At 73.7% G+C, this 19,707-nt stretch carries 22 protein-coding genes and 1 riboswitch; of the genes, 11 read left to right on the forward strand and 11 right to left on the reverse strand.

The genetic code is table 11. The features are described from left to right. Positions 1–2 precede the first annotated feature (2 nt). The 3 genes from K329_RS26675 to K329_RS0112985 form a co-directional block, all read right to left on the reverse strand. A complete protein-coding gene (locus tag K329_RS26675) occupies positions 3–1,202 on the reverse strand; it encodes a glycerophosphodiester phosphodiesterase (RefSeq protein ID WP_052336871.1) in 1,200 nt (399 codons plus the stop codon). Positions 1,203–1,276: 74 nt separating this feature from the next. Continuing rightward, positions 1,277–1,885, reverse strand: coding sequence for a DUF4245 family protein (locus K329_RS0112980; RefSeq protein WP_028473377.1), 609 nt, complete (start codon positions 1,883–1,885; stop codon positions 1,277–1,279). Positions 1,886–2,058: 173 nt separating this feature from the next. Further along, positions 2,059–2,358 carry a hypothetical protein gene (locus K329_RS0112985; protein WP_157571717.1) on the reverse strand — a complete coding sequence of 100 codons (300 nt, stop codon included), beginning with the start codon at positions 2,356–2,358 and terminating at the stop codon, positions 2,059–2,061. 277 nt (positions 2,359–2,635) lie between these two features. On the opposite strand from K329_RS0112985, the gene K329_RS0112995 reads away from it, so the two are divergent. The 10 genes from K329_RS0112995 to K329_RS0113040 all read left to right on the forward strand — a co-directional run bounded on the left by K329_RS0112995 (position 2,636) and on the right by K329_RS0113040 (position 12,388). Beyond that, positions 2,636–3,028, forward strand: coding sequence for a TOBE domain-containing protein (locus K329_RS0112995; protein WP_028473379.1), 393 nt, complete (start codon positions 2,636–2,638; stop codon positions 3,026–3,028). Between the two features lie 39 nt (positions 3,029–3,067). Further along, positions 3,068–3,877, forward strand: a complete 810-nt coding sequence (gene modA, locus K329_RS0113000) for a molybdate ABC transporter substrate-binding protein (RefSeq protein ID WP_028473380.1) — start codon at positions 3,068–3,070, stop codon at positions 3,875–3,877. Between the two features lie 5 nt (positions 3,878–3,882). Continuing rightward, a complete protein-coding gene (locus tag K329_RS0113005; protein ID WP_211225847.1) occupies positions 3,883–4,695 on the forward strand; it encodes an ABC transporter permease in 813 nt (270 codons plus the stop codon). Next, a complete protein-coding gene (locus tag K329_RS0113010) occupies positions 4,692–5,699 on the forward strand; it encodes an ABC transporter ATP-binding protein (RefSeq protein WP_028473382.1) in 1,008 nt (335 codons plus the stop codon). Before K329_RS0113005 ends, K329_RS0113010 begins: the two co-directional genes overlap by 4 nt. Before the next feature lie 42 nt (positions 5,700–5,741). Continuing rightward, complete coding sequence (glpX, locus tag K329_RS0113015; protein ID WP_211225848.1) at positions 5,742–6,788, forward strand: class II fructose-bisphosphatase; 1,047 nt, start codon at positions 5,742–5,744, stop codon at positions 6,786–6,788. A gap of 55 nt (positions 6,789–6,843) precedes the next feature. Further along, positions 6,844–7,857: an alpha/beta hydrolase gene (locus tag K329_RS0113020; RefSeq protein WP_245596549.1), complete on the forward strand. Its 1,014-nt coding sequence runs from the start codon at positions 6,844–6,846 to the stop codon at positions 7,855–7,857. A 280-nt stretch (positions 7,858–8,137) separates the two neighbouring features. Then, positions 8,138–9,397, forward strand: coding sequence for an extracellular solute-binding protein (locus tag K329_RS0113025; protein WP_052336838.1), 1,260 nt, complete (start codon positions 8,138–8,140; stop codon positions 9,395–9,397). Then, positions 9,394–10,341 carry a carbohydrate ABC transporter permease gene (locus tag K329_RS0113030; protein WP_028473386.1) on the forward strand — a complete coding sequence of 316 codons (948 nt, stop codon included), beginning with the start codon at positions 9,394–9,396 and terminating at the stop codon, positions 10,339–10,341. The genes K329_RS0113025 and K329_RS0113030 overlap by 4 nt, the downstream gene beginning before the upstream one ends. Positions 10,342–10,344: 3 nt before the next feature. Then, positions 10,345–11,190: a carbohydrate ABC transporter permease gene (locus K329_RS0113035; RefSeq protein WP_052336839.1), complete on the forward strand. Its 846-nt coding sequence runs from the start codon at positions 10,345–10,347 to the stop codon at positions 11,188–11,190. A gap of 4 nt (positions 11,191–11,194) precedes the next feature. Beyond that, positions 11,195–12,388: an ABC transporter ATP-binding protein gene (locus K329_RS0113040; RefSeq protein WP_028473388.1), complete on the forward strand. Its 1,194-nt coding sequence runs from the start codon at positions 11,195–11,197 to the stop codon at positions 12,386–12,388. Positions 12,389–12,479: 91 nt separating this feature from the next. On the opposite strand, the gene K329_RS0113045 is transcribed toward K329_RS0113040, so the two are convergent. Continuing rightward, entirely contained in the window at positions 12,480–13,151 is a 672-nt protein-coding gene (locus K329_RS0113045) for a DUF1707 SHOCT-like domain-containing protein (protein WP_028473389.1), read from the reverse strand. 145 nt (positions 13,152–13,296) lie between these two features. Here K329_RS0113045 and K329_RS0113050 point away from each other — a divergent pair, with 145 nt between their 5' ends. Continuing rightward, positions 13,297–13,680: a hypothetical protein gene (locus tag K329_RS0113050; protein ID WP_028473390.1), complete on the forward strand. Its 384-nt coding sequence runs from the start codon at positions 13,297–13,299 to the stop codon at positions 13,678–13,680. Positions 13,681–13,701: 21 nt separating this feature from the next. Here K329_RS0113050 and thiC read toward each other — a convergent pair whose 3' ends face one another. From thiC to K329_RS0113085, 7 genes are all read right to left on the reverse strand, one after another. After that, positions 13,702–15,423, reverse strand: coding sequence for a phosphomethylpyrimidine synthase ThiC (thiC, locus tag K329_RS0113055; RefSeq protein ID WP_028473391.1), 1,722 nt, complete (start codon positions 15,421–15,423; stop codon positions 13,702–13,704). After that, positions 15,420–16,256: a bifunctional hydroxymethylpyrimidine kinase/phosphomethylpyrimidine kinase gene (thiD, locus tag K329_RS0113060; protein WP_028473392.1), complete on the reverse strand. Its 837-nt coding sequence runs from the start codon at positions 16,254–16,256 to the stop codon at positions 15,420–15,422. Before thiD ends, thiC begins: the two co-directional genes overlap by 4 nt. After that, entirely contained in the window at positions 16,253–16,867 is a 615-nt protein-coding gene (locus K329_RS26680; RefSeq protein ID WP_052336840.1) for a thiamine phosphate synthase, read from the reverse strand. The genes thiD and K329_RS26680 overlap by 4 nt, the downstream gene beginning before the upstream one ends. After that, a complete protein-coding gene (locus K329_RS0113070) occupies positions 16,864–17,643 on the reverse strand; it encodes a thiazole synthase (protein ID WP_028473393.1) in 780 nt (259 codons plus the stop codon). The genes K329_RS26680 and K329_RS0113070 overlap by 4 nt, the downstream gene beginning before the upstream one ends. Next, positions 17,640–17,873, reverse strand: a complete 234-nt coding sequence (gene thiS, locus K329_RS0113075; RefSeq protein ID WP_043643419.1) for a sulfur carrier protein ThiS — start codon at positions 17,871–17,873, stop codon at positions 17,640–17,642. The genes K329_RS0113070 and thiS overlap by 4 nt, the downstream gene beginning before the upstream one ends. Next, positions 17,870–18,961, reverse strand: a complete 1,092-nt coding sequence (locus K329_RS26685; RefSeq protein WP_084541268.1) for an FAD-dependent oxidoreductase — start codon at positions 18,959–18,961, stop codon at positions 17,870–17,872. The genes thiS and K329_RS26685 overlap by 4 nt, the downstream gene beginning before the upstream one ends. A gap of 3 nt (positions 18,962–18,964) precedes the next feature. After that, entirely contained in the window at positions 18,965–19,591 is a 627-nt protein-coding gene (locus K329_RS0113085; protein ID WP_052336842.1) for a thiamine phosphate synthase, read from the reverse strand. After that, positions 19,590–19,700, reverse strand: a riboswitch (TPP riboswitch). It overlaps the preceding gene by 2 nt. Positions 19,701–19,707: the final 7 nt, after the last annotated feature.

Below are 19,707 nucleotides of genomic sequence, written 5' to 3' on the forward strand. Positions count from 1 at the left end.
CCTCAGCGGCCGCCGTGGCCACGACCCGGGCCGCGCCCCGGCCGGTTCTCCCGCACCCAGGCGTCGCGCGCGGCCACCGCGACGTCCGGGTGGTCGGCGAACAGCACGTCGACCCCGGCGTCGAGGAACGCGAGCGACTCGGCGTACAGGTCGCCCGGCGCGTTCGGGTCGGTGCCGACCCGGAAGTTGGTCGCCATGAACTGGTTCTCGGCGCGCAGGGTCCAGATGACGACGGGCAGGCCGGCCCGGTGCGCGTCCTCGACCACGGCGCTCGGCTCGCCGGTGGCGCCGGTGACCGGGTCGCGCGGCAGCACGAGGTTCTTCGCCGGAGCGAGGTAGTCGGCGTACCGGGAGATCTCGCGCAGGCCCTGGCGGGTGACGAGGTCGGCGTAGGTGCGGCCGTCGCCGGCCTCGACGAGGTCGTACGGCGCACCCGCCGCGTCGACGAGCTGGGCGAGCGGCACGCGCGTCATGCGGTCGAGGTCGCGCAGGTTGCCGGTCTCGAAGGACTGGATGACGACGCGGTCCCGGGGGTGGTCGAGACCGCGGCGGTGCAGGGTGCGCACCAGCGGCTCCTCGAGGCTCAGCCCGATCGAGTCGAAGTAGGTGGGGTGCTTGGTCTCGGGGGCCACGCCGATCGTGCGGCCGAGGCGTCGGGACTCGTCGCGCACGAGCGTCAGGACCTCGTCGAGGGTCGGGATCTCGTAGAGCCCGTCGTACGCCGTGTTGCCCGGTCGGACCTGGGGCAGCCGCTCCTTCGCCCGCAGCGTCTTGAGCTCGGTCAGCGTGAAGTCCTCGGTGAACCAGCCCGTGTAGGCCACGCCGTCGATGGTCTTCGTGGTGCGGCGGTCGGCGAACTCCGGGTGGTCGGCGACGTCGGTCGTGCCGCTGATCTCGTTCTCGTGGCGGGCGACGAGCACGCCGTCGCTGGTCGGGACGAGGTCGGGCTCGATCGAGTCGGCGCCCTGGGCGATCGCGAGGCGGTAGGCCTCCAGCGTGTGCTCGGGCCGGTAGCCGGACGCTCCGCGGTGGGCGAAGACCTCGGGCTCGGCGCGCTGGCCGTGGCCGGGTCCGTGACCGGGTCCGTGACCGGGTCCGTGGCGGTCGGTGTCGGTGGCCGCGCCGGCGGCGGGCACGAGGAGGGCGGTGGAGGCGACGGCCGCCGTCAGGGCAGCCGTGATCGTCATGATCCGAGAAGTCATGCCCGTCACCGTGACGCACCTCGGCGACACGGGGGTGTCGTGGACGAGGCCTGGGGATGAACCGGGCGGCGCGCTCAGCGGGCGGGCAGGGGCTCCGTCGTGAGCCCGGCCGCGACGTCGGCGAGGGCGTCCTCGTCGAGCGAGCCGTAGACGACCACGGTGATCCCCTCGGCACCGGTGGCGCCGCCGAGCGACGGCACCCGCAGGGTCAGCGCGGTGTCGACGCCCTGGGTCGCGGTGCCCCACTCCCCCGCGAGCGCGGGGTCCGTGGCGTCGACGGTGACGGGGTCGCCGGTCTCGTACTCCTCCCGGAGCACGTTCTCGAGGGTGTCGTCGACGTCGGCGGTGCGGACCTTGACGCCCACGAAGTCGTCCTCGCCGACCACGATCCCGACGCTCCACTCGGTGCCGTCGACGCCCTCGAACCGGGACGAGGTCGGGGTCCACTCCTCGGGGAGCTCGGGCGGGTAGGCGACCGGGAACCCGCTGTCCTGCGCCAGGCGCACGACCGAGAGGTAGTCGACCGACTGGAGGTCGACCGTGGGCTCGGCCCGGAACACCGCGCGGAACCCGACGAAGGCGAGGACGCCCAGCACGATCACCACCATGGAGGCGATGAGGCCGTTGAACGTGCGGGGGTAGCGCCCGGGCTTCCCGGCGGGCGGCGGCGTCGACGCGGTCACGGGGTCCAGTGTCTCAACCCGCCCCCGGCGGGCCGCCCCGCGGTCGGTCGCCGGGGCCGAGCACCGGCACGGGGAGCGGCGAACCGCCCGCCCACCGGCCTCAGGGGCGGGATCCGGAGCCGTTCGCCGCCATCCGTGCCGGCGGGCCGACTGCCGGTCGGTCGGCGTCGGGCTCAGGCGCCCGGCGGCTCGACCCCGGCCTCGCGAGCGCGTCGCTCGGCCTCCACCCGGAGCCTGTCCTGCTGGCTGCGGGGGAACTGGCGCAGCTGCATCGACAGGACGAGACCGGCACTCTCCTCGTCGATGTCCAGCTGCCGCTGCAGGAGCAGGCTGGCCTCCTCGGGGTCGGCGCAGGCGGCGAGGTCGGCCAGCAGCGTCTCGGTGCGACCGAACGCGGAGACCAGCGCGGCGTACAACCGGGCCTGCCTGCGCAGCTCGGCCGGGCTGGGGCCGTCGGAGGGCGGCGGAGTCATGCTGCGACGGCCCTGTTGCCGTGCATCACGATCGCCACGGCGACCAGGAGGGTGGGCAGCACGGCGAGGGCTCCTTCCGACGGGGCGCGGCTCGGGTCCGCGACCGTCACCCTAGGTCCGCTCGTCCCGTCGGGTCGGGCAGTTCGCGACGTACGACGACCCGACGGCCGCCACCTCGGTCGACGCTCGATCCGCGATCCCGCCCAGAAATGATCCCAGAACACGCAATCGCGGAATCAATCCGCTCCGAACGCCGCACATGAGTGACAATGCTCCGGTGGACACCTACCGGGTCGCCGAGGCGGCCGAGCTGCTCGGCGTCAGCGACGACACCGTCCGACGCTGGATCGACGCGGGACGACTGCCGGCCCGGCGGGAGGGCAGCCGCACCGTCATCGACGGCCCCGACCTCGCGGCGTACGCCGGGGCCGGCGCCGAGGGGCACGCGCCGGACTCCCGTGCGTCCGCGGTCAGCGCCCGCAACCGCCTCCCCGGCATCGTCACGCGCGTCGTGAAGGACACCGTGATGGCGCAGGTCGAGATGGTCTGCGGGCCCTACCGCGTCGTCTCCCTCATGAGCGCCGAGGCCGCCGACGAGCTCGGCCTCGTGCCGGGCGCCCGCGCTGTCGCCTCCGTGAAGTCCACGAACGTCGTCGTCGAACGCCCCTGACCCGCCCCTCCCCCGACCCTCCGCACGAGAAGAGCCGCCATGCACACGCGCCTCCGGGCCCGCCGCGTCACCGTCGCTGCGATCGCCACCCTCGCCCTCCTCCCCCTCGCCGCCTGCGGCGCCGACGACCCCGAGGGCAGCGACGGCGCGGGCACGAGCGCCGGGGCCGACCTCGACGGCTCGATCACCGTCCTCGCCGCGGCGAGCCTCACCGGCACCTTCACCGAGCTGGCCGAGCAGTTCGAGGCCGAGAACGACGGCGTCGAGATCGACCTCGTCTTCGACTCCTCCGGCACGCTCGCCGACAACGCCGCCCAGGGCGCCCCCGGCGACCTGCTCGCCACGGCCGACCTCGGCTCGATGGAGCGCTCCGAGCCCGTCCAGGCGAGCGACCCCGAGGTCTTCGCGACGAACACCCTCGTGCTCGTCACGCCCGCCGAGAACCCCGCCGGCATCACCACGCTCGCCGACCTCGACGACGACGCCGTCACCTACGTCGTCTGCGTCGAGACCGCCCCCTGCGGCACCCTCGCGGCCGAGGTGCTCGACGACGCCGACATCGACAACGAGCCGTCCAGCCTGGAGCGCGACGTCAAGGCCACGCTCGCCCGGGTCGTCGAGGACGAGGCCGACGCCGGCCTCGTCTACCGCACCGACGCCCTCGCCGCGGCGGACGACGTCACCCTGGTCGAGCTCGACGACGACGTCGCCGACGACGCGGTCACCGAGTACCCGATCGTCACCCTCGACCAGAGCGAGAACCCCGACCTGGCGCAGGCGTTCCTCGACTACGTGCTCTCGTCCACCGGACAGGACGTGCTGACGACCGCCGGGTTCGGCACCCCCTGAGCACCGTGACGGGCAGGACGACGAGCACCCTGGGCCGCCCGCCCGCGGTGCTCGTCGTGCCCGCCGCGCTCGCCTCGGTCTTCCTGGTCCTCCCGCTCGTCGCGCTCGTCCTGGCCACGCCGTGGTCGACGTTCCTCGACAACCTGACCTCGCCCGAGGTGCTCGACGCACTGCGCATCACGGCGCTGACGTCGGGCCTGACCGTCGTCACCTGCCTCGTGCTCGGCACGCCGCTGGCCTGGGTGCTGGCCCGCGTCGACTTCCGCGGCCGGGGCCTCCTGCGCGCCCTGGTCACCGTGCCGCTGGTGCTGCCACCGGTCGTGGCGGGTGTCGCGCTCGTCTCGGCACTGGGCCGCAGCGGCCTGGTCGGCGAGCCCCTGCGCGACGCCACGGGGATCACCCTGCCGTTCACGATGACCGCCGTCGTGATCGCCCACACCTTCGTGGCGATGCCCTTCTACGTCATCAGCGTCGAGGGCGCGCTGCGCACGGCCGGGGAGCAGTACGACGAGGTGGCGAGCTGTCTCGGAGCCACCCGCTGGACCACGTTCCGGCGCGTCACCCTCCCGCTGGCCCTGCCCGGCGTGGTCGCCGGCTCGGTCCTCGCCTGGGCGCGCTCGCTGGGCGAGTTCGGCGCCACCGTCACGTTCGCGGGCAACTACCCCGGCGCCACGCAGACGATGCCGTCCCGCATCTACACCGTCCTGGTCAACGACCCCGAGGGTGCGCGGACGCTCAGCATGATCCTGCTGCTCTCCTCCGTCCTCGTGCTCGCCGCGCTCCGCAACCGCTGGCTCACCACAGGGGCGAGCGCGTGAGCGCGGGTGGCGGTCTCGATGCCCGCGTCGAGGTGCCGGGACGTCTGGCGGCCGACCTCCGCGCCGACGCCGGCGACGTGGTCGCCGTGGTCGGGCCCAACGGCGCCGGCAAGACCACGCTGCTGCGGGTGCTGGCCGGCCTGCTCGACCCGGGGCCGGGCGGGCACGTGTCGCTCGGCGGTCGGTCCTGGACCGACCCGCCGGTGCTCCCCCGCGACCGACGGGTCGGGTACGTCGTCCAGGGCCAGGCCCTCTTCCCCCACCTCTCCGCGCGCGAGAACGTCGCGTTCGGCCTGCGCGCCCGCGGCCTCGGCCGGGCGGCGGCGCGGGAGCGGGCGGACGCCGAGCTCGAGCGGCTCGGCGTCGGCGCGTTCGGCGACCGGCGGCCCGGCCAGCTCTCGGGCGGGCAGGCGCAGCGGGTCGCCGTCGCGCGGGCGCTGGCGACCGACCCCGACCTCCTCCTCCTCGACGAGCCCTTCGCCGGGCTCGACGTCGGCGTCGCCGCCTCGCTGCGCGTCGAGCTGGCGCGGCACCTGGCGTCGTACGACGGCGTGGCCCTGCTCGTCACCCACGACGCGGTCGACGCGCTCACCCTCGGCACGCGCGTGCTGGTGCTCGAGGACGGGCGCGTGGCCCAGACCGGCACCCCGGCCGACGTCGCGGCCCACCCCCGCACCGACCACGTGGCCCGCCTCGTCGGGCTGAACGTGCTGCGTGCGCCCGACGCCCCCGGGCGGCTCACCGCCTTCCGGCCCAGCGCCGTCACGCTCTCGGTCGCCGAGCCGACCGGCTCCGCGCGGCTGCGCTGGTCGGGCTCCGTCGAGCAGCTCACGCCGTACGGCGACGGGGTGCGGGTCGCGGTGCGCACGACGCACGAGCGGCCCGTGCTGGCCGACGTCACGGCCGCCGCCGTCGCCGAGCTGGCCCTGCACCCCGGGCTGCGGGTGTGGGCGAGCGTGAAGGAGACGGCCGTGACGCGCTACCCGGCGACGGCCGACGGCTGAGGCACCCGGCCGGGTGGCGCCGGGGACCGCTACGATCCGCCCATGGCGACTGACCCCTCCGTGGTGACCGACCTGCCCACCCAGCTGCGTGTCGAGCCGGAGGCGCCGGACCGCAACCTGGCCCTCGAGCTGGTCCGCGTGACGGAGGCCGCCGCGATGGCGGCCGGCCGCTGGGTCGGCAAGGGCGACAAGAACGGCGCCGACGGGGTCGCGGTGAACGCCATGCGCGTGATGATCTCCAGCGTCGGCATGAACGGCGTCGTCGTCATCGGCGAGGGCGAGAAGGACGACGCGCCGATGCTCTACAACGGCGAGCGCGTCGGCAACGGCACCGGACCCGAGTGCGACGTCGCGGTCGACCCGATCGACGGCACGACGCTGACCGCCAAGGGCATGTCGAACGCGGTCGCCGTGCTCGCCGTCTCCCCGCGCGGCTCGATGTACGACCCCTCGGCCGTCTTCTACATGGACAAGCTCGTCACCGGTCCCGAGGCCGCCGACGTCGTCGACATCCGCCTCCCGGTCGCCGAGAACATCGCGCGGGTCGCCAAGGCGAAGGGCTCCGCGGCCGAGGACGTCACCGTCGTGCTGCTCGACCGTCCGCGCCACGAGAAGCTCGCCGACGAGATCCGCGCCGCCGGCGCCCGCATCAAGTTCATCGTCGACGGCGACGTGGCCGGCGCGATCGCCGCCGCGCGACCCGGTTCCGGGGTCGACCTGCTCCTCGGCGTCGGCGGCACGCCGGAGGGCATCATCACCGCCTGCGCGATGAAGTGCCTCGGCGGCACCATCCAGGGCCGCCTGTGGCCGACGGACGACGAGGAGCGCCAGCGGGCCCTCGACGCGGGCCACAACCTGGACCCCGACTTCGTGCTGCACACCGATGACCTCGTCACCGGCGACGACTGCTTCTTCGTGGCCACCGGCATCACCGACGGCGACCTGATGAAGGGCGTCCGCTACCGCGCCGGCGGCGCCACGACCGACTCGCTGGTCATGCGCTCGCGCAGCGGCACGATCCGCCAGGTGACCTCCGAGCACCAGCTCGGCAAGCTGCGGGCCTACTCCGCCGTCGACTTCGAGCACTGAGGCGGCGGACCAGACCGCGCTGCGGGGCTTCCGGCCGGTAGGCATACTGGCCGGTATGTCCACGTCTGACGACGCCCTCCCGCCCACTGCGACCGGGCCCGAGGCCTCCCTCGGCATGGACGCCGGCCTCGCCCCGAGCGGGCCCCCACCCGACCTCGAGCCCGAGCTGGCCGCCGTGCCCCGCAGCGAGGAGCTCTTCGCGCCGGTGCGCGGCGACATCGAGCTCTGCTACCAGACGTACGGCGACCCCGGCGACCCACCGCTGCTGCTCGTCATGGGCCTCGGCGGCCACATGACGTGGTGGCCCGACGAGCTGTGCCGGATGCTGGCGCTCGAGGGCCTCCGCGTCATCCGCTACGACAACCGCGACGTCGGCCGCTCCTCCCGGGTGCCGGAGCGCGTCTCGAAGGCCACGGTCGCGCAGGCGTTCCTCGGCCGGAAGGTGCGCACGCCGTACACGATGAGCGACCTGGCCGGCGACGCCGTCCTCCTGCTCGACCACCTCGGGATACCCGCGGCCCACCTCGCCGGGGTGTCGATGGGCGGCATGATCGTGCAGACCGTGGCCGTCGAGCACCCGGACCGGGTGCTGTCGATGACCTCGATCATGTCGACCACGGGCCGCCGTCGCGTCGGCTGGCAGCACCCGCGCCTCCTGCCCACGCTGGTGGCGCCCAACAAGCCCGACCTCGAGTCGTACGTCGCGGGCACCCAGGTGATGTCCGGCCTCATCGGGTCGCCGGAGTACCGAGAGGCCGAGGACGCCCTGCGCTCCCGGGCCGAGGAGACGCACGGCCGGGGCGTGAGCCGCTCGGGCATCCTGCGTCAGATGGCCGCGATCCTCACCCAGCCCGACCGCACCCGTGCCCTGGGCGAGGTCACCGTCCCCGTGACGGTGCTGCACGGCAAGGCCGACCGGATGGTGCACGTCTCGGGCGGTCGCGCGACCGCGGCCGCCGTGCCGGGGGCCGAGCTGGTGCTCGTCGACGGCATGGGCCACGACCTGCCGCGGGCGCTGTTCGACCGGTTCGTCGGCGCCATCACGGGCTCCGTGCGCCGCGCCGGCTGACCCGCTCCGACCCCCTCCCCGACACCGGTCCCGCACCGGTCCCGCACCGGTCGCGCACCGGCCTGCGTGGCACTCCCCATCCGGTCCGCCGTACACGGTGTCCACCACGCCGGACCTCACCCCAAAGTGCCCCCGACCTGCGGGTTTAACTTTCCTCGACCGGCGCGATGCTGGACAAACGAGCCTCGCGGGGTCTAGACCTGTCGAGCACACAACTCAATGGAGAGGGAGGTGGCACATGCGCGGGCCTGGGCGAAGAATCGGCGTCGCCGCCACACTCGTGCTTGCCGCGAGCACGCTGTCGGCGTGCAGCAGCTCCGACAAGCCGACACTGAACTGGTACATCAACCCCGACGGGCAGGACACCCTCAACGCACTGGCTGAGCGCTGCAGCACGGACGAGTACGACATCGCGATCCAGCTGCTGCCCACGGGCGCCACCGACCAGCGCACCCAGCTGGCACGACGGCTCGCCGCGAACGACTCGACGACGGACCTCATGAGCCTCGACCCCGTCTTCGTGCCCGAGTTCGCCAACGCGGGGTGGCTCCTGGAGCTGCCCGAGGAGGTCGCGAGCGCGGTCGTCGACGACGACGTGCTCGCCGGCCCGACCGACACGGTCACCTGGGACGACAAGATCTACGCGGCGCCGCAGTGGGCGAACACGCAGGTGCTCTGGTACCGCACGTCGCTCGCCGAGGCCGCCGGCATCGACGACGCCCTCCAGGAGGGCACCGCCACCTGGGAGCAGGTCATCGACGCGGCCGCGCAGAACGACGCGACCGTCGGCGTGCAGGCCGACCGCTACGAGGCCTACATGGTCTGGATCAACGCGCTCATCCAGGGCGCGGGCGGCGACATCGTGAGCGACACCGAAGCCGGCGTCGACGCACAGGTCGACATCGACTCCGAGGCCGGTCGCGCCGCCGCCGCCGTCATCCAGCAGCTCGCCGACTCCGGCGCCGCCCAGTCCGACCTCTCGGTCTCCCGCGAGGGCACCTCGCTGGGCGCGATGTTCGGACCGGGCAGCCCGGGCGAGTTCATGACGAACTGGACGTTCGTCTACAAGAACTACGAGCCGAGCGACACCAACACGGTCGTCGACGCCGAGCAGTTCGAGGACCTGTCGTGGGCGCGCTACCCGCGCACCGTGGCCGACGAGGAGTCGAAGCCCCCGGTCGGTGGCATCAACATCGGCGTCGGCGCCTACACGGAGAACCCCGAGTTCGCGCTCGAGGCCGCCCAGTGCGTGACGGACGAGGACGCCCAGCGCGACCTCGCCGTCAACGAGGGCCTCATGCCGGCCCGGGCCTCGGTGTACGACGACCCCGCGCTCACGGAGGCGTACGACGCCTCCCTGCTCGAGCTCTTCCGTGAGAGCGTCGAGGAGGGCGGTCCCCGCCCGAAGAGCGCGTTCTACAACCAGATCTCGGGCGCCGTCCAGAGCGTCTGGCACTCGCCGTTCGACGTGAACCAGGACACTCCCGCGGAGTCGGCCCAGTTCCTCGAGGACGTCCTGCAGGGGAGGGCACTGCTGTGAGCACCGCCACCGCACCGGCCCCCGCGCCGGCCGAGAAGAAGAAGGACAAGCCGCACCAGAGCGACCGGGCGGTCGCCGAGAACAAGCTCGGCATGAAGCTCGTGGCCCCGGCGCTCATCGTCATGCTCTTCGTGACGGCGTTCCCGATGCTGCAGGCCCTCTGGCTGTCGCTGTCGAACTACGCGCTCACGGCACCGGACGACCGGTCGTTCGTCGGGGCGCAGAACTACGTGACGGCGCTCAGCGACCCGCTGTTCTGGCGCACGATGCTCGTGACGGTCGGGATCATGGTCGTCACCGTGTTCTTCGAGCTCGTCATCGGCTTCGTGTTCGCGATCGTGATGCACCGCGTGGTCTTCGCGCGCGGCATCATCCGCACCTCGATCCTCATCCCGTACGGCATCATCACCGTCGTCTCGGGCTTCGCCTGGCAGTTCGCCTTCAGCGGCACGAACGGCTTCGTCAACTACTGGCTGCCGTTCGTCGAGGACAACTTCAACTGGTTCGGCGAGCAGTTCCCGGCCCTCTTCGCGATCTGCGTCTCGGAGATCTGGAAGACGACCCCGTTCATGTCGCTGCTCCTGCTCGCCGGTCTGGCGCAGGTGTCGGAGGACATGGTCGAGGCCGCGAAGGTCGACGGCGCCACGTGGTGGCAGCGGCTGTGGAAGGTGATCCTGCCGAACATGCGGGCCGCCATCATGGTCGCGATCCTCTTCCGCGCCCTCGACGCCTTCCGCATCTTCGACAACATCTTCGTGATGACGGCGGGCGCCGTGAACACCGAGTCGGTCTCGTTCCTGACCTACCGGCAGGTCATCGAGCAGTTCCAGATCGGCATGGGCTCGGCGCTGTCGGTGCTCCTGTTCCTCTCGGTGCTGGTCATCGCCTTCCTCATCGTCAAGCTCTTCCGCGTCGATCTCGCCGCGGCACGGCAGGAGGGTTGATCCATGGGTAACTCCCCGCTCCGCAAGGCAGGCATCGCCGTCGGTGCCCTGCTGATCCTCACCTGGTGCCTGCTGCCGGTCGCCTGGATCATCTCGCTCTCCTTCAAGTCGCAGGAGTCGATCACCAACGGCAACCCCGGGTTCCTCCCGGGCGACGGCACGTTCGCCGGCTGGGACAACTACGTCGCGGCCTGGGACAACGAGCAGTTCCGTCGGGCGATCTTCAACTCGATCGGCATCTCGCTCATCGCGACGGTGCTGTCGGTGATCATCGCGACGCTCGCGGCGTACGCGATCGCCCGGCTCGAGTTCAAGGGCAAGAAGCTCGTGCTCACCACGGCACTGGCGATCGCCATGTTCCCCGTGGTCTCGCTCGTCGGTCCGCTCTTCGACATGTGGCGGGCCATCGGCCTCTACGACACGTGGGCCGGCCTCGTGATCCCGTACATGTCCTTCACGCTCCCCCTCGCGATCTGGACGCTCTCGGCGTTCTTCCGCGAGATCCCGTGGGAGATGGAGCAGGCGGCCCAGGTGGACGGCGCCACGTCGTGGCAGGCGTTCCGCAAGGTGATCGTGCCGCTGGCCGCACCGGGTGTGTTCACCGCCGCGATCCTCACGTTCTTCTTCGCCTGGAACGACTTCGTGTTCGGCATCTCGCTGACCTCCACCGAGGCAGCGCGACCGATCCCGGCGTCGCTCTCGTTCTTCGTCGGAGCAGATCCGTTCAACCGGCCGGCATCGCTGCTGGCCGCGGGAGCCGTCATCGCGACGATCCCGATCATCGTCATCGTGCTGGTCTTCCAGCGCAAGATCGTCGCCGGACTGACCTCCGGCGCAGTGAAGGGATGATTCCGTGGCCGCCATCGAGATGAAGAACATCGTCAAGAAGTACGGCGACGGGTTCCCGGCCGTGAACGACGTGTCGATCGACATCGCGGACGGTGAGTTCGTGATCCTGGTCGGCCCGTCGGGCTGCGGGAAGTCGACGCTGCTGCGCATGATCGTGGGGCTGGAGGACATCACCTCCGGCGACATGATGATCGGCGGCAAGCGCGTGAACGACCTGGCGCCCCGTGACCGCAACCTGGCCATGGTGTTCCAGAACTACGCGCTCTACCCCCACCTCACCGTCTTCGAGAACATCGCGTTCCCGCTGCGGCTGGCGGGCGCCTCCGACGCCGAGATCCAGGAGAAGGTGCGCGCGGCGTCGAAGACGCTCGAGCTCGACGAGCACCTGGAGCGCAAGCCGGGCAACCTCTCCGGTGGTCAGCGCCAGCGGGTCGCGATGGGCCGCGCCATCGTGCGCGACGCCGACGCGTTCCTCTTCGACGAGCCGCTGTCGAACCTCGACGCCAAGCTCCGTGGCCAGATGCGCACGGAGATCGCCCGCCTGCAGAAGAAGCTGGGCATCACCACGGTCTATGTCACCCACGACCAGACCGAGGCGATGACGCTGGGCGACCGCGTCGCCGTGCTGAAGCGGGGGCTGCTCCAGCAGCTCGCGTCGCCGCGCGAGCTGTACGAGAACCCGGGCAACCTCTTCGTCGCGGGCTTCATCGGCTCCCCGCCGATGAACTTCCTGCCGGCGAAGGTCGACGGCACGAAGGTCGAGCTGCCCTTCGGCACGGTCGAGATCCCGGCCGACAAGGCGGAGCGCGTCGCCGGCAAGGGCCTGCTCATCGCGGGCATCCGCCCGGGGGCGTTCGAGGACGCGTCGCTCATCGACACGTCCCACGCGAACCTCGGCTCGACCTTCCGCGCGAAGGTCGACGTGGTGGAGTGGCTCGGCAACGAGACCTACGCCTACCTGCCGTTCGAGGCGCCGCCGGAGGTCCAGGAGCAGCTGCTGCAGCTCGAGAAGGACCTCGACGGCGACTCGCTGCGCACGCAGCTGGTCATCAGCCTCGACGGGGCGAGCCGCGTGAAGGAGGGCGACGAGGCCGAGATCTGGGTCGACACGACGCAGATGCACCTCTTCGACCCGGCGTCGGGCGACAACCTGACGGTCGACCACGAGAACGCCGGCCAGATCCCGGTCTACGCCTGACCGCACCACCCGCGTACGACGACCGCCCGGCCCCCGCGAGGGGTGCCGGGCGGTCGTGCGTCGTCATGAGGACCTCCGTGGGAGGGGCGGGTCAGCCGCCGAGCAGCTTCCGCTTCTTGCGCTCCCCCGGCATCGGCTTGCGCGTCACGGTCACGCCGCCCATCAGCGCGACGCCCTTGACCCGGACGACGGGCGAGCTGGCGTCGTACTGCGGGTCGACCTTGTCGCGGCTCTGCTCGAAGCCGCCCATGATGCCCATGCCCTCGACGACGACGTGCGTCCACGCGTTCACCGTGATGTCGACGCCGCCCATGATCGCGCTGGCGTTGATGACGACCTCGTGGGTGGTGAACTGCGCCTCGCGGAGGTCGATCTCGACGCCGCCCATCATCGCGAAGGCGTTGTGGGTCGGACCGACCTGCCAGACGCCCTTGCGCTGGACGCCGCTCATGACGGCGTAGCTCGACTCGTACGGCGTGGCGGGCACGACGTGGCCCGACGCCGGCTTGTGGAGCGGCACCCGGGGCGCCGACGCCATGCCGGACGGGCCGGGCACGGCCAGACCGCCCGGGGTCGGCGCCTCGCCGGGGATGTCGGCCACGAGCGGCACGAGGTCGGCGTAGATCTTGGCGGAGTAGGTGGCCTCGATGCGCTCGTCGAGCTCGTCCATGTCGAGCCGGCCCTCGCCGGCGGCGTCGCGGAGCAGCTCGGTGACCCGGTGGCGGTCGGCGTCGGAGATGCGCAGCTGCGACGGATCGGTCATGGCCCCCAGCCTAGAGCGCCCGACCGACCCGCCCCACCGACGAAAGTCGCGAACGACGCCCGATGGTGGCCCCGCGTCGCCGGCTCCGGCCCTAGGCTGGCCGCTCGACGACCACCGCGGCGCGCGGGCGGCGGAAGGGGCACGCATGGCACCGGACACCTCGACCGCGCCCCCGGCGCCCCCGGGGCGGGCACGCGCCGTGCCGGTCCGGCTCGCCGGCCTCGGCGTCGCGGCCGCGGTGAACGTGGTCGCGGGCGTGGCGTGCGCCGTTCCCGTCTCCCTCGGCCTCGGCACGGCGGTCGACCACCTCACCGGCCGGACGGCGGGGTCGACGAGCCCGGGCGACGAGATCCTCGCCGGCTACGTCGTCGGTCTCCTCGCCCTCGTCGTGGGCGCCGTCGTCAACGGCGCCCTCGCCCTGGCGCTCTGGGACGCCCGGCTCGGCCGCTGGTGGCTCGTCGCCGCCGCCGTCTTCCTGGCCCCGGGCACGCTCCTCGTCCTGGCGTACCCGGGGCCGGTCGACTGGTGACGGCGTCGGCGTCGGCGGGCCTCAGCCGGCTCGCCGGTCCTCACCCGTGACGTCGGCCGGGTCGACGTACACCGTGCCGCCCAGCTCGAGGAACTCCGCCGACTTCTCCTCCATCCCCCGAGAGACGTCCCGCTCGACCTCCAGGTCGGCGCCGAAGCGGTCCCGCACGTCCTGGCTGATGCGCATCGAGCAGAACTTCGGCCCGCACATCGAGCAGAAGTGCGCGGTCTTGGCGCCCTCGGCGGGCAGCGTCTCGTCGTGGAACGACTCCGCGGTGTGGGGGTCCAGCGAGAGGGCGAACTGGTCGCGCCACCGGAACTCGAAGCGCGCCCGCGAGAGCGCGTCGTCCCACTCGCGGGCGAACGGGTGGCCCTTGGCGACGTCGGCGGCGTGCGCCGAGAGCTTGTAGGTGATGACGCCGGTCTTGACGTCGTCGCGGTCCGGCAGCCCGAGGTGCTCCTTGGGCGTGACGTAGCAGAGCATCGCCGTGCCGTGCATCGCGATCGTGGCGGCACCGATCGCCGAGGTGATGTGGTCGTAGCCGGGCGCCACGTCGGTGGCGAGCGGGCCGAGCGTGTAGAACGGCGCACCGTGGCACCAGTCCTGCTGGAGCCGCACGTTCTCCTCGACCAGGTCCAGCGGCACGTGGCCGGGCCCCTCCACCATCACCTGTACGTCGTGCTCCCACGCGCGGGTGGTCAGCTCGGCCAGCGTGCGCAGCTCGGCGAGCTGCGCCTCGTCGTTCGCGTCGGCGACCGAGCCGGGCCGCAGGCCGTCGCCCAGGCTGACGCTGACGTCGTACGCCGCGAAGATCTCGCACAGCTCGTCGAAGTGCGTGTAGAGGAAGTTCTCCTCGTGGTGGGCCAGGCACCAGCCTGCCATGATCGAGCCGCCCCGCGAGACGATGCCGGTCACCCGGCGGGCGGTGAGCGGCACGTGGCGCAGCAGCACACCGGCGTGCACCGTCATGTAGTCGACGCCCTGCTCGCACTGCTCGACGACGGTGTCGCGGTAGACCTCCCAGGTCAGCCGGTCGGCCTGGCCGTCGACCTTCTCCAGCGCCTGGTAGATCGGCACGGTGCCGATGGGCACGGGCGAGTTGCGCACGATCCACTCGCGGGTGGTGTGGATGTCGTCGCCCGTCGAGAGGTCCATGACCGTGTCGGCGCCCCACGTGACGGCCCACGTCAGCTTGTCGACCTCCTCGGCGATCGACGACGTCACGGCGGAGTTGCCGATGTTGGCGTTGACCTTCACGAGGAAGCGGCGGCCGATGATCATCGGCTCGACCTCCGGGTGGTTCACGTTGACCGGGATGATCGCGCGGCCGGCGGCGACCTCGCTGCGCACCAGCTCGACGTCGCACCGCTCCCGCGCGGCGACGAACCGCATCTCGGGCGTCACGACGCCCTGGCGCGCGTAGTGCAGCTGCGTCACCGTGCGTCCCTCGACCGCCCGGCGCGGCGGTCGCTGCTCCCCGCGCCACTCCCCCGCGGCGGCGCCGCGCCGGACGGCCGAGCGGCCGTTGTCGAGCAGCTGGACCTCGCGGCCGTCGTACGTCGTCGTGTCGCCCCGCTCGGCCACCCACCCCGCGCGCAGCGGCGGCAGGCCGACCTCGGGGTCGCTGCCGGGACCCTCGGTGCAGTAGCGGTCGAAGGTCTCGCCGTTGGTGAGCGCGACGCGGGTGACCGGCACGTCGTGGGGCGCGAGCAGCACCCGGGAGTGGGCGGGGTGGACGGTCATGGGGTTCCTCCGGTGGTGGCTGGCGTGGATGCGGTGGGGATCGTGTGGGCGACGGGGCCCCGGCCGCGGCCGAGGGTCCAGGAGCGGGAACGGCGGAGCTGGCCCGTGGTCCAGCACGCCGCGTCGGCTGCGGCCCGCTCGAGGTCGACGCCGTGGGCGAGGCGCGCGGCGAGGGCGGCGGCGTGGGTGCAGCCGGTGCCGTGGTCGTTGGCGGTGTCGACGGCCGGGTGCGGCAGGGCGACCGGCTCCTCACCGGGCCGGGCGAGCCAGTCGACGCAGGTGCGGGGGCTCTCCCCCGGCGCGGGTCCCCCGGTCAGGAGCACCGCGCACCCGTACGACGCGAGCCTCCCCGCGAGCTCCCGGGCCGGCGTCGGGTCGTCGGCCGCGCGGTGCAGCAGCGCGCGGGCCTCGTCACCGTTGGGCGTGACGACGGTGGCCCGCGGCAGCAGGCACTCGACGTACGCCGCCACGACGTCGGCGCCGCCGAGCACCGAGCCGCTCGTGGCGACGAGCACGGGGTCGACCACGAGCGGGCGACCCGGCCGGGCGGCGAGACGCTCGGCGACCAGCTCGGCGGCGGCGCGCGACCCGAGCATGCCGGTCTTCACCGCGGCGAGCGGCAGGTCGTCGAGCACCGCGTCGACCTGGGCGGCGAGCACGTCGGGCGGCACGGCGTGCACGAGGCGCACGCCCGTCGTGTCCTGGGCGGTGACCGCGGTGACGACGCAGGCACCGTGCACGTCGTGGGCCGCGAGGGTGGTGAGGTCGGCGGCGACGCCGGCCGCTCCCCCGGAGTCCGTGCCCGCGACGGTGAGCACGACCGGCGGGTTCACGCGGCACCACCGGTGGCGCACGGGCCGGCGGCGAGGGCGTCCAGCAGGCGTCGTACTACGTCGGCCGGGTCGGCCGCACGCATGACGGCACCCATGACGGCCACGCCGTGCGCACCCGCCGCGAGGGCGGGGCCGACCTCGGTCGGCCCGACGCCGCCGAGGGCCAGGACGCGCGTGCCGGAGCCGGCGGTGGCCCTGCGGGCGGCGGCGTACGTCGCGGGCGGCAGGGCCGGCCCGTGGCCGGGCTTGCTCGCGGTGGCGGCGAAGGGCGACAGCGTCACGTACGACGCACGCTCGGCCACGGCGGCCACCACCTCGGCGACGTCGTGGCACGACCGTCCCGCCGGCGGTCGACCCTCGGGGGCCGGCTGGTGGGCCGCCAGGTGCACGCCGTGCGCGGCGAGGGACGGGAGCCGCGAGGAGAGCACCGTGAGCCCGTCGACCCGGGCCAGCCGAGCGACCAGCGCCTCCCGGGCGACGGGCCCGAGGTCGTGCTCGCGCACCACCACCGTCGTCAGGCCCGCCGCGGCGCACTCGGCCACGGTGCGCACCAGCCCCCGGCCCAGCCGCAGCTGCGACCGGTCGGTCAGCAGCACCAGCGGCCCGCTCACGGGACCCGCACCCGTCCGGCGAGCGGGCTGGACGCGCGCGCCGTCGTGCGGCGCGGGATCCGACCCGCGTGCCGGGCGGCGTGCCCGGCCTCGACGCCCAGACGCAGGGCCGTCGCCATCGCGACCGGGTCCGCGGCGCGGGTGACGGCGGTCGCGGCCAGCACGGCGTCGCAGCCGAGCTCGAGCGCCAGCGCGGCGTCGCTCGCCGTACCGACCCCGGCGTCGAGCACCACCGGCACCACGCCGTCGACCGCGGCGACGAGCTGCTCGACCGCGTGCGGGTCGAGCACCCCGAGACCCGAGCCGATGGGCGACCCCAGCGGCATCACGGCGGCGCAGCCGACGTCGACGAGCCGCCGGGCGACGACGGGGTCCGCCGTCGTGTAGGGCAGCACGACGAAGCCCCGCCCCACCAGCCGCTCGGCCGCCTCGACCAGCTCGACGACGTCGGGCAGCAGCGAGCTCTCGTCGCCGACCACCTCGAGCTTCACCCAGTCGGTGGCGAGCGCCTCCCGGGCGAGCTCGGCGGTGAGCACCGCCTCCCGCGCCGAGAGGCAGCCGGCCGTGTTGGGCAGGACCCGCTCGCCGCGGCGCCGCAGGGTGGCGAGCAGCCCGCTCGCGCCGCTGCCCGACGTACGGCGCACGCTCACCGTCACCAGGCCGGGTCGCGCCGCGTCGAGCACCGGCTCGAGCAGGGCGGGGCTGGGCAGCCCGCCGGTGCCGAGCAGCAGCCGCGAGGCGAGAGCGGTGCCGGCGATCGTGAGAGGAGTGCTCATCCGCCCTGCACCGCCGTCACGATCTCGACCTCGTCGCCGTCGGCGAGCGGGGTGGTGGCGAGCGCGGAACGGCGCACGACGGTGCCGTTCAGCGCCACCGCATGGCCCTCGACCGCGCCCACGCGCGCGGAGACGAGGTCGGCCAGGGTCGGCGGGCCGGTGCGGGCGTCGGCGTCGACCCGGGCGGGCTCGCCGTTCACGGTCAGCCGCAGGACGGGCGGTGCGCTCATCGGTGGGTCTCCTCGTCGGTCGGGTCGGGGGTCGGGTCGGGGGTCGGGGCGGGGCCGCGCAGGGCGGCACGTCGGGGGTCGAGTGCCGGGTCGACCGCGCCGGAGGCGAGGTGCGCGACGACGAGCGCCGCGGTGAGCGGCGCGAGCAGGACGCCGTGGCGGAAGTGGCCGGCGGCGAGCACGACCGGCCGGGTGTTGTCGTCAACGGGTGCGGGGCCGACGATCGGCAGGTGGTCGGCGGTCGCCGGGCGGTCCCGGGCGGTCACCTCGACGAGCTCGGCGCGGTCGAGGCCGGGCAGGAGCGTGCGGGCCGCCTCGAGCAGCCGGGCGACGCCGCCGACGGTCGCCACGGGCGGGCCGTCGTGCTCCTCGCTGGTCGCCCCGACGACGACCTCGACGGGGCCGCCCCCACCGGGCGTGCGGGGCACGACGTACGCCGGGTCGCCCCGCACCCAGCCCCGCACCACGTGCGCCGGCGGGTCGTCGGTGCGCACGCGCAGGATCTCGCCGCGCACGCCACGCACGAGGTGGGCCCACGGCGCGGGCAGCCGCGACCCGGTCGCGACGACCTCGACGTCGGCGGGTCCGTCCAGCACCCGTGGGACCACCCGGCTGCCGAGGCGCTCGCGCAGCGCGGACACGACGGCCCGGGGGTCGACCGCCTGGTCGTCGGGCAGCACGGCGCCGCCGGACACCCGGCCGAGCGTGGGCTCGCACCGGCGCACCTCGTGCGACGTCAGGAGGTCCACCGCGCGACCGCGGCCGGCCAGCAGCTCCACCTGCCGCTCGACCTGCTGGAGGTCACCCCGGTCGTGCCCGACGAGCAGCGTGCCGCGGGTGTGCAGCGGCACGCCGAGCCCGGCGGCGAACGCGGGCCACAGCGCCAGGCTCCGCAGGCCGAGGTCGAGGAGGGCCTCCTCGCCGTACCAGACCTCGCTGCTCGGGCTCAGCATCCCGGCGGCGGCGTACGACGCCCCGCTCCCCGGCGCGCGGTCGACGACGGTGACGTCGTGGCCGGCCGACACGAGGGCGTCGGCGACGGCGAGCCCGACGATCCCGGCGCCGCGGACGAGCACCCGTGCTCCCACGGCTCACACCGCCCGGACGAGCGCCTCCGCTGCGGCCAGGGGGTCCGGTGGTCGCCAGATGGCGCCGATCACCGCGACCCCGTGCGCCCCGGCGGCGCGCACCGCGGGCACCGTCGTCACGTCGAGGCCACCGATCGCCACGAGGGGCAGCACCCCGGCGGCGCGGGCGACCGCCTCGACGCCGAGGGGGTCCGGTAGCCCCGTCTTCGAGGTCGTCGCGCGCACGGGGCCGAACCCGACGTAGTCGGCGCCGGCGTCGCGGGCGGCCTCCACCTGGGCGCGGTCGCGGCAGGTGCCACCGACGAGGAACCGGGTGCCGTCGGCCGCCGAGGCCCCGGACGCGTCGGCCAGGGCGCGCGCGTCGTGAACGGGCAGGTCGTCGGCCCCGAGGTGGACGCCGTCGGCCCCCGCCGCCAGCGCGACGTCGAGCCGGTCGTCCACCACGACCCGGGCGCCGCACGGACGCACGGACGCGAGCACGACGCGGGTGAGCCGCAGCAGCTCGGCGGTGGTGGCGCGCTTGGCGCGCACCTGGAAGCCGCCGACGCCGACCTCGGCGAGGCGGGTCAGCAGGGTGAGGTCGTCGGTGGCGTCGACCAGGCACCAGAGCCGTGGGACAACAGCAGACATGAAGCACGCTCCTCGCTTCCTGCGCCGGCATGATCCGGATCAGGTTCGACGGTCGGGGCGGCTACAGCCCCATCTCAGCCCATTGCCATGGACTCCCGTGGTGGATGCGGGGACCG

Origin of the sequence: Nocardioides alkalitolerans DSM 16699 (assembly GCF_000426525.1) — a bacterium.
Classification (GTDB): domain Bacteria; phylum Actinomycetota; class Actinomycetes; order Propionibacteriales; family Nocardioidaceae; genus Nocardioides; species Nocardioides alkalitolerans.

Bases quoted from the DNA above. Each gene is read 5' to 3' on its own strand.
- K329_RS26675 (WP_052336871.1), bottom strand. From the start codon at position 1,202: ATGACTTCTCGGATCATGACGATCACGGCTGCCCTGACGGCGGCCGTC.
- K329_RS0112985 (WP_157571717.1), bottom strand. From the start codon at position 2,358: ATGACTCCGCCGCCCTCCGACGGCCCCAGCCCGGCCGAGCTGCGCAGG.
- modA (WP_028473380.1), top strand. From the start codon at position 3,068: ATGCACACGCGCCTCCGGGCCCGCCGCGTCACCGTCGCTGCGATCGCC.
- glpX (WP_211225848.1), top strand. From the start codon at position 5,742: ATGGCGACTGACCCCTCCGTGGTGACCGACCTGCCCACCCAGCTGCGT.
- K329_RS0113020 (WP_245596549.1), top strand. From the start codon at position 6,844: ATGTCCACGTCTGACGACGCCCTCCCGCCCACTGCGACCGGGCCCGAG.
- K329_RS0113035 (WP_052336839.1), top strand. From the start codon at position 10,345: ATGGGTAACTCCCCGCTCCGCAAGGCAGGCATCGCCGTCGGTGCCCTG.
- K329_RS0113045 (WP_028473389.1), bottom strand. From the start codon at position 13,151: ATGACCGATCCGTCGCAGCTGCGCATCTCCGACGCCGACCGCCACCGG.
- K329_RS0113050 (WP_028473390.1), top strand. From the start codon at position 13,297: ATGGCACCGGACACCTCGACCGCGCCCCCGGCGCCCCCGGGGCGGGCA.
- thiC (WP_028473391.1), bottom strand. From the start codon at position 15,423: ATGACCGTCCACCCCGCCCACTCCCGGGTGCTGCTCGCGCCCCACGAC.
- K329_RS0113070 (WP_028473393.1), bottom strand. From the start codon at position 17,643: ATGAGCACTCCTCTCACGATCGCCGGCACCGCTCTCGCCTCGCGGCTG.
- thiS (WP_043643419.1), bottom strand. From the start codon at position 17,873: ATGAGCGCACCGCCCGTCCTGCGGCTGACCGTGAACGGCGAGCCCGCC.
- K329_RS0113085 (WP_052336842.1), bottom strand. From the start codon at position 19,591: ATGTCTGCTGTTGTCCCACGGCTCTGGTGCCTGGTCGACGCCACCGAC.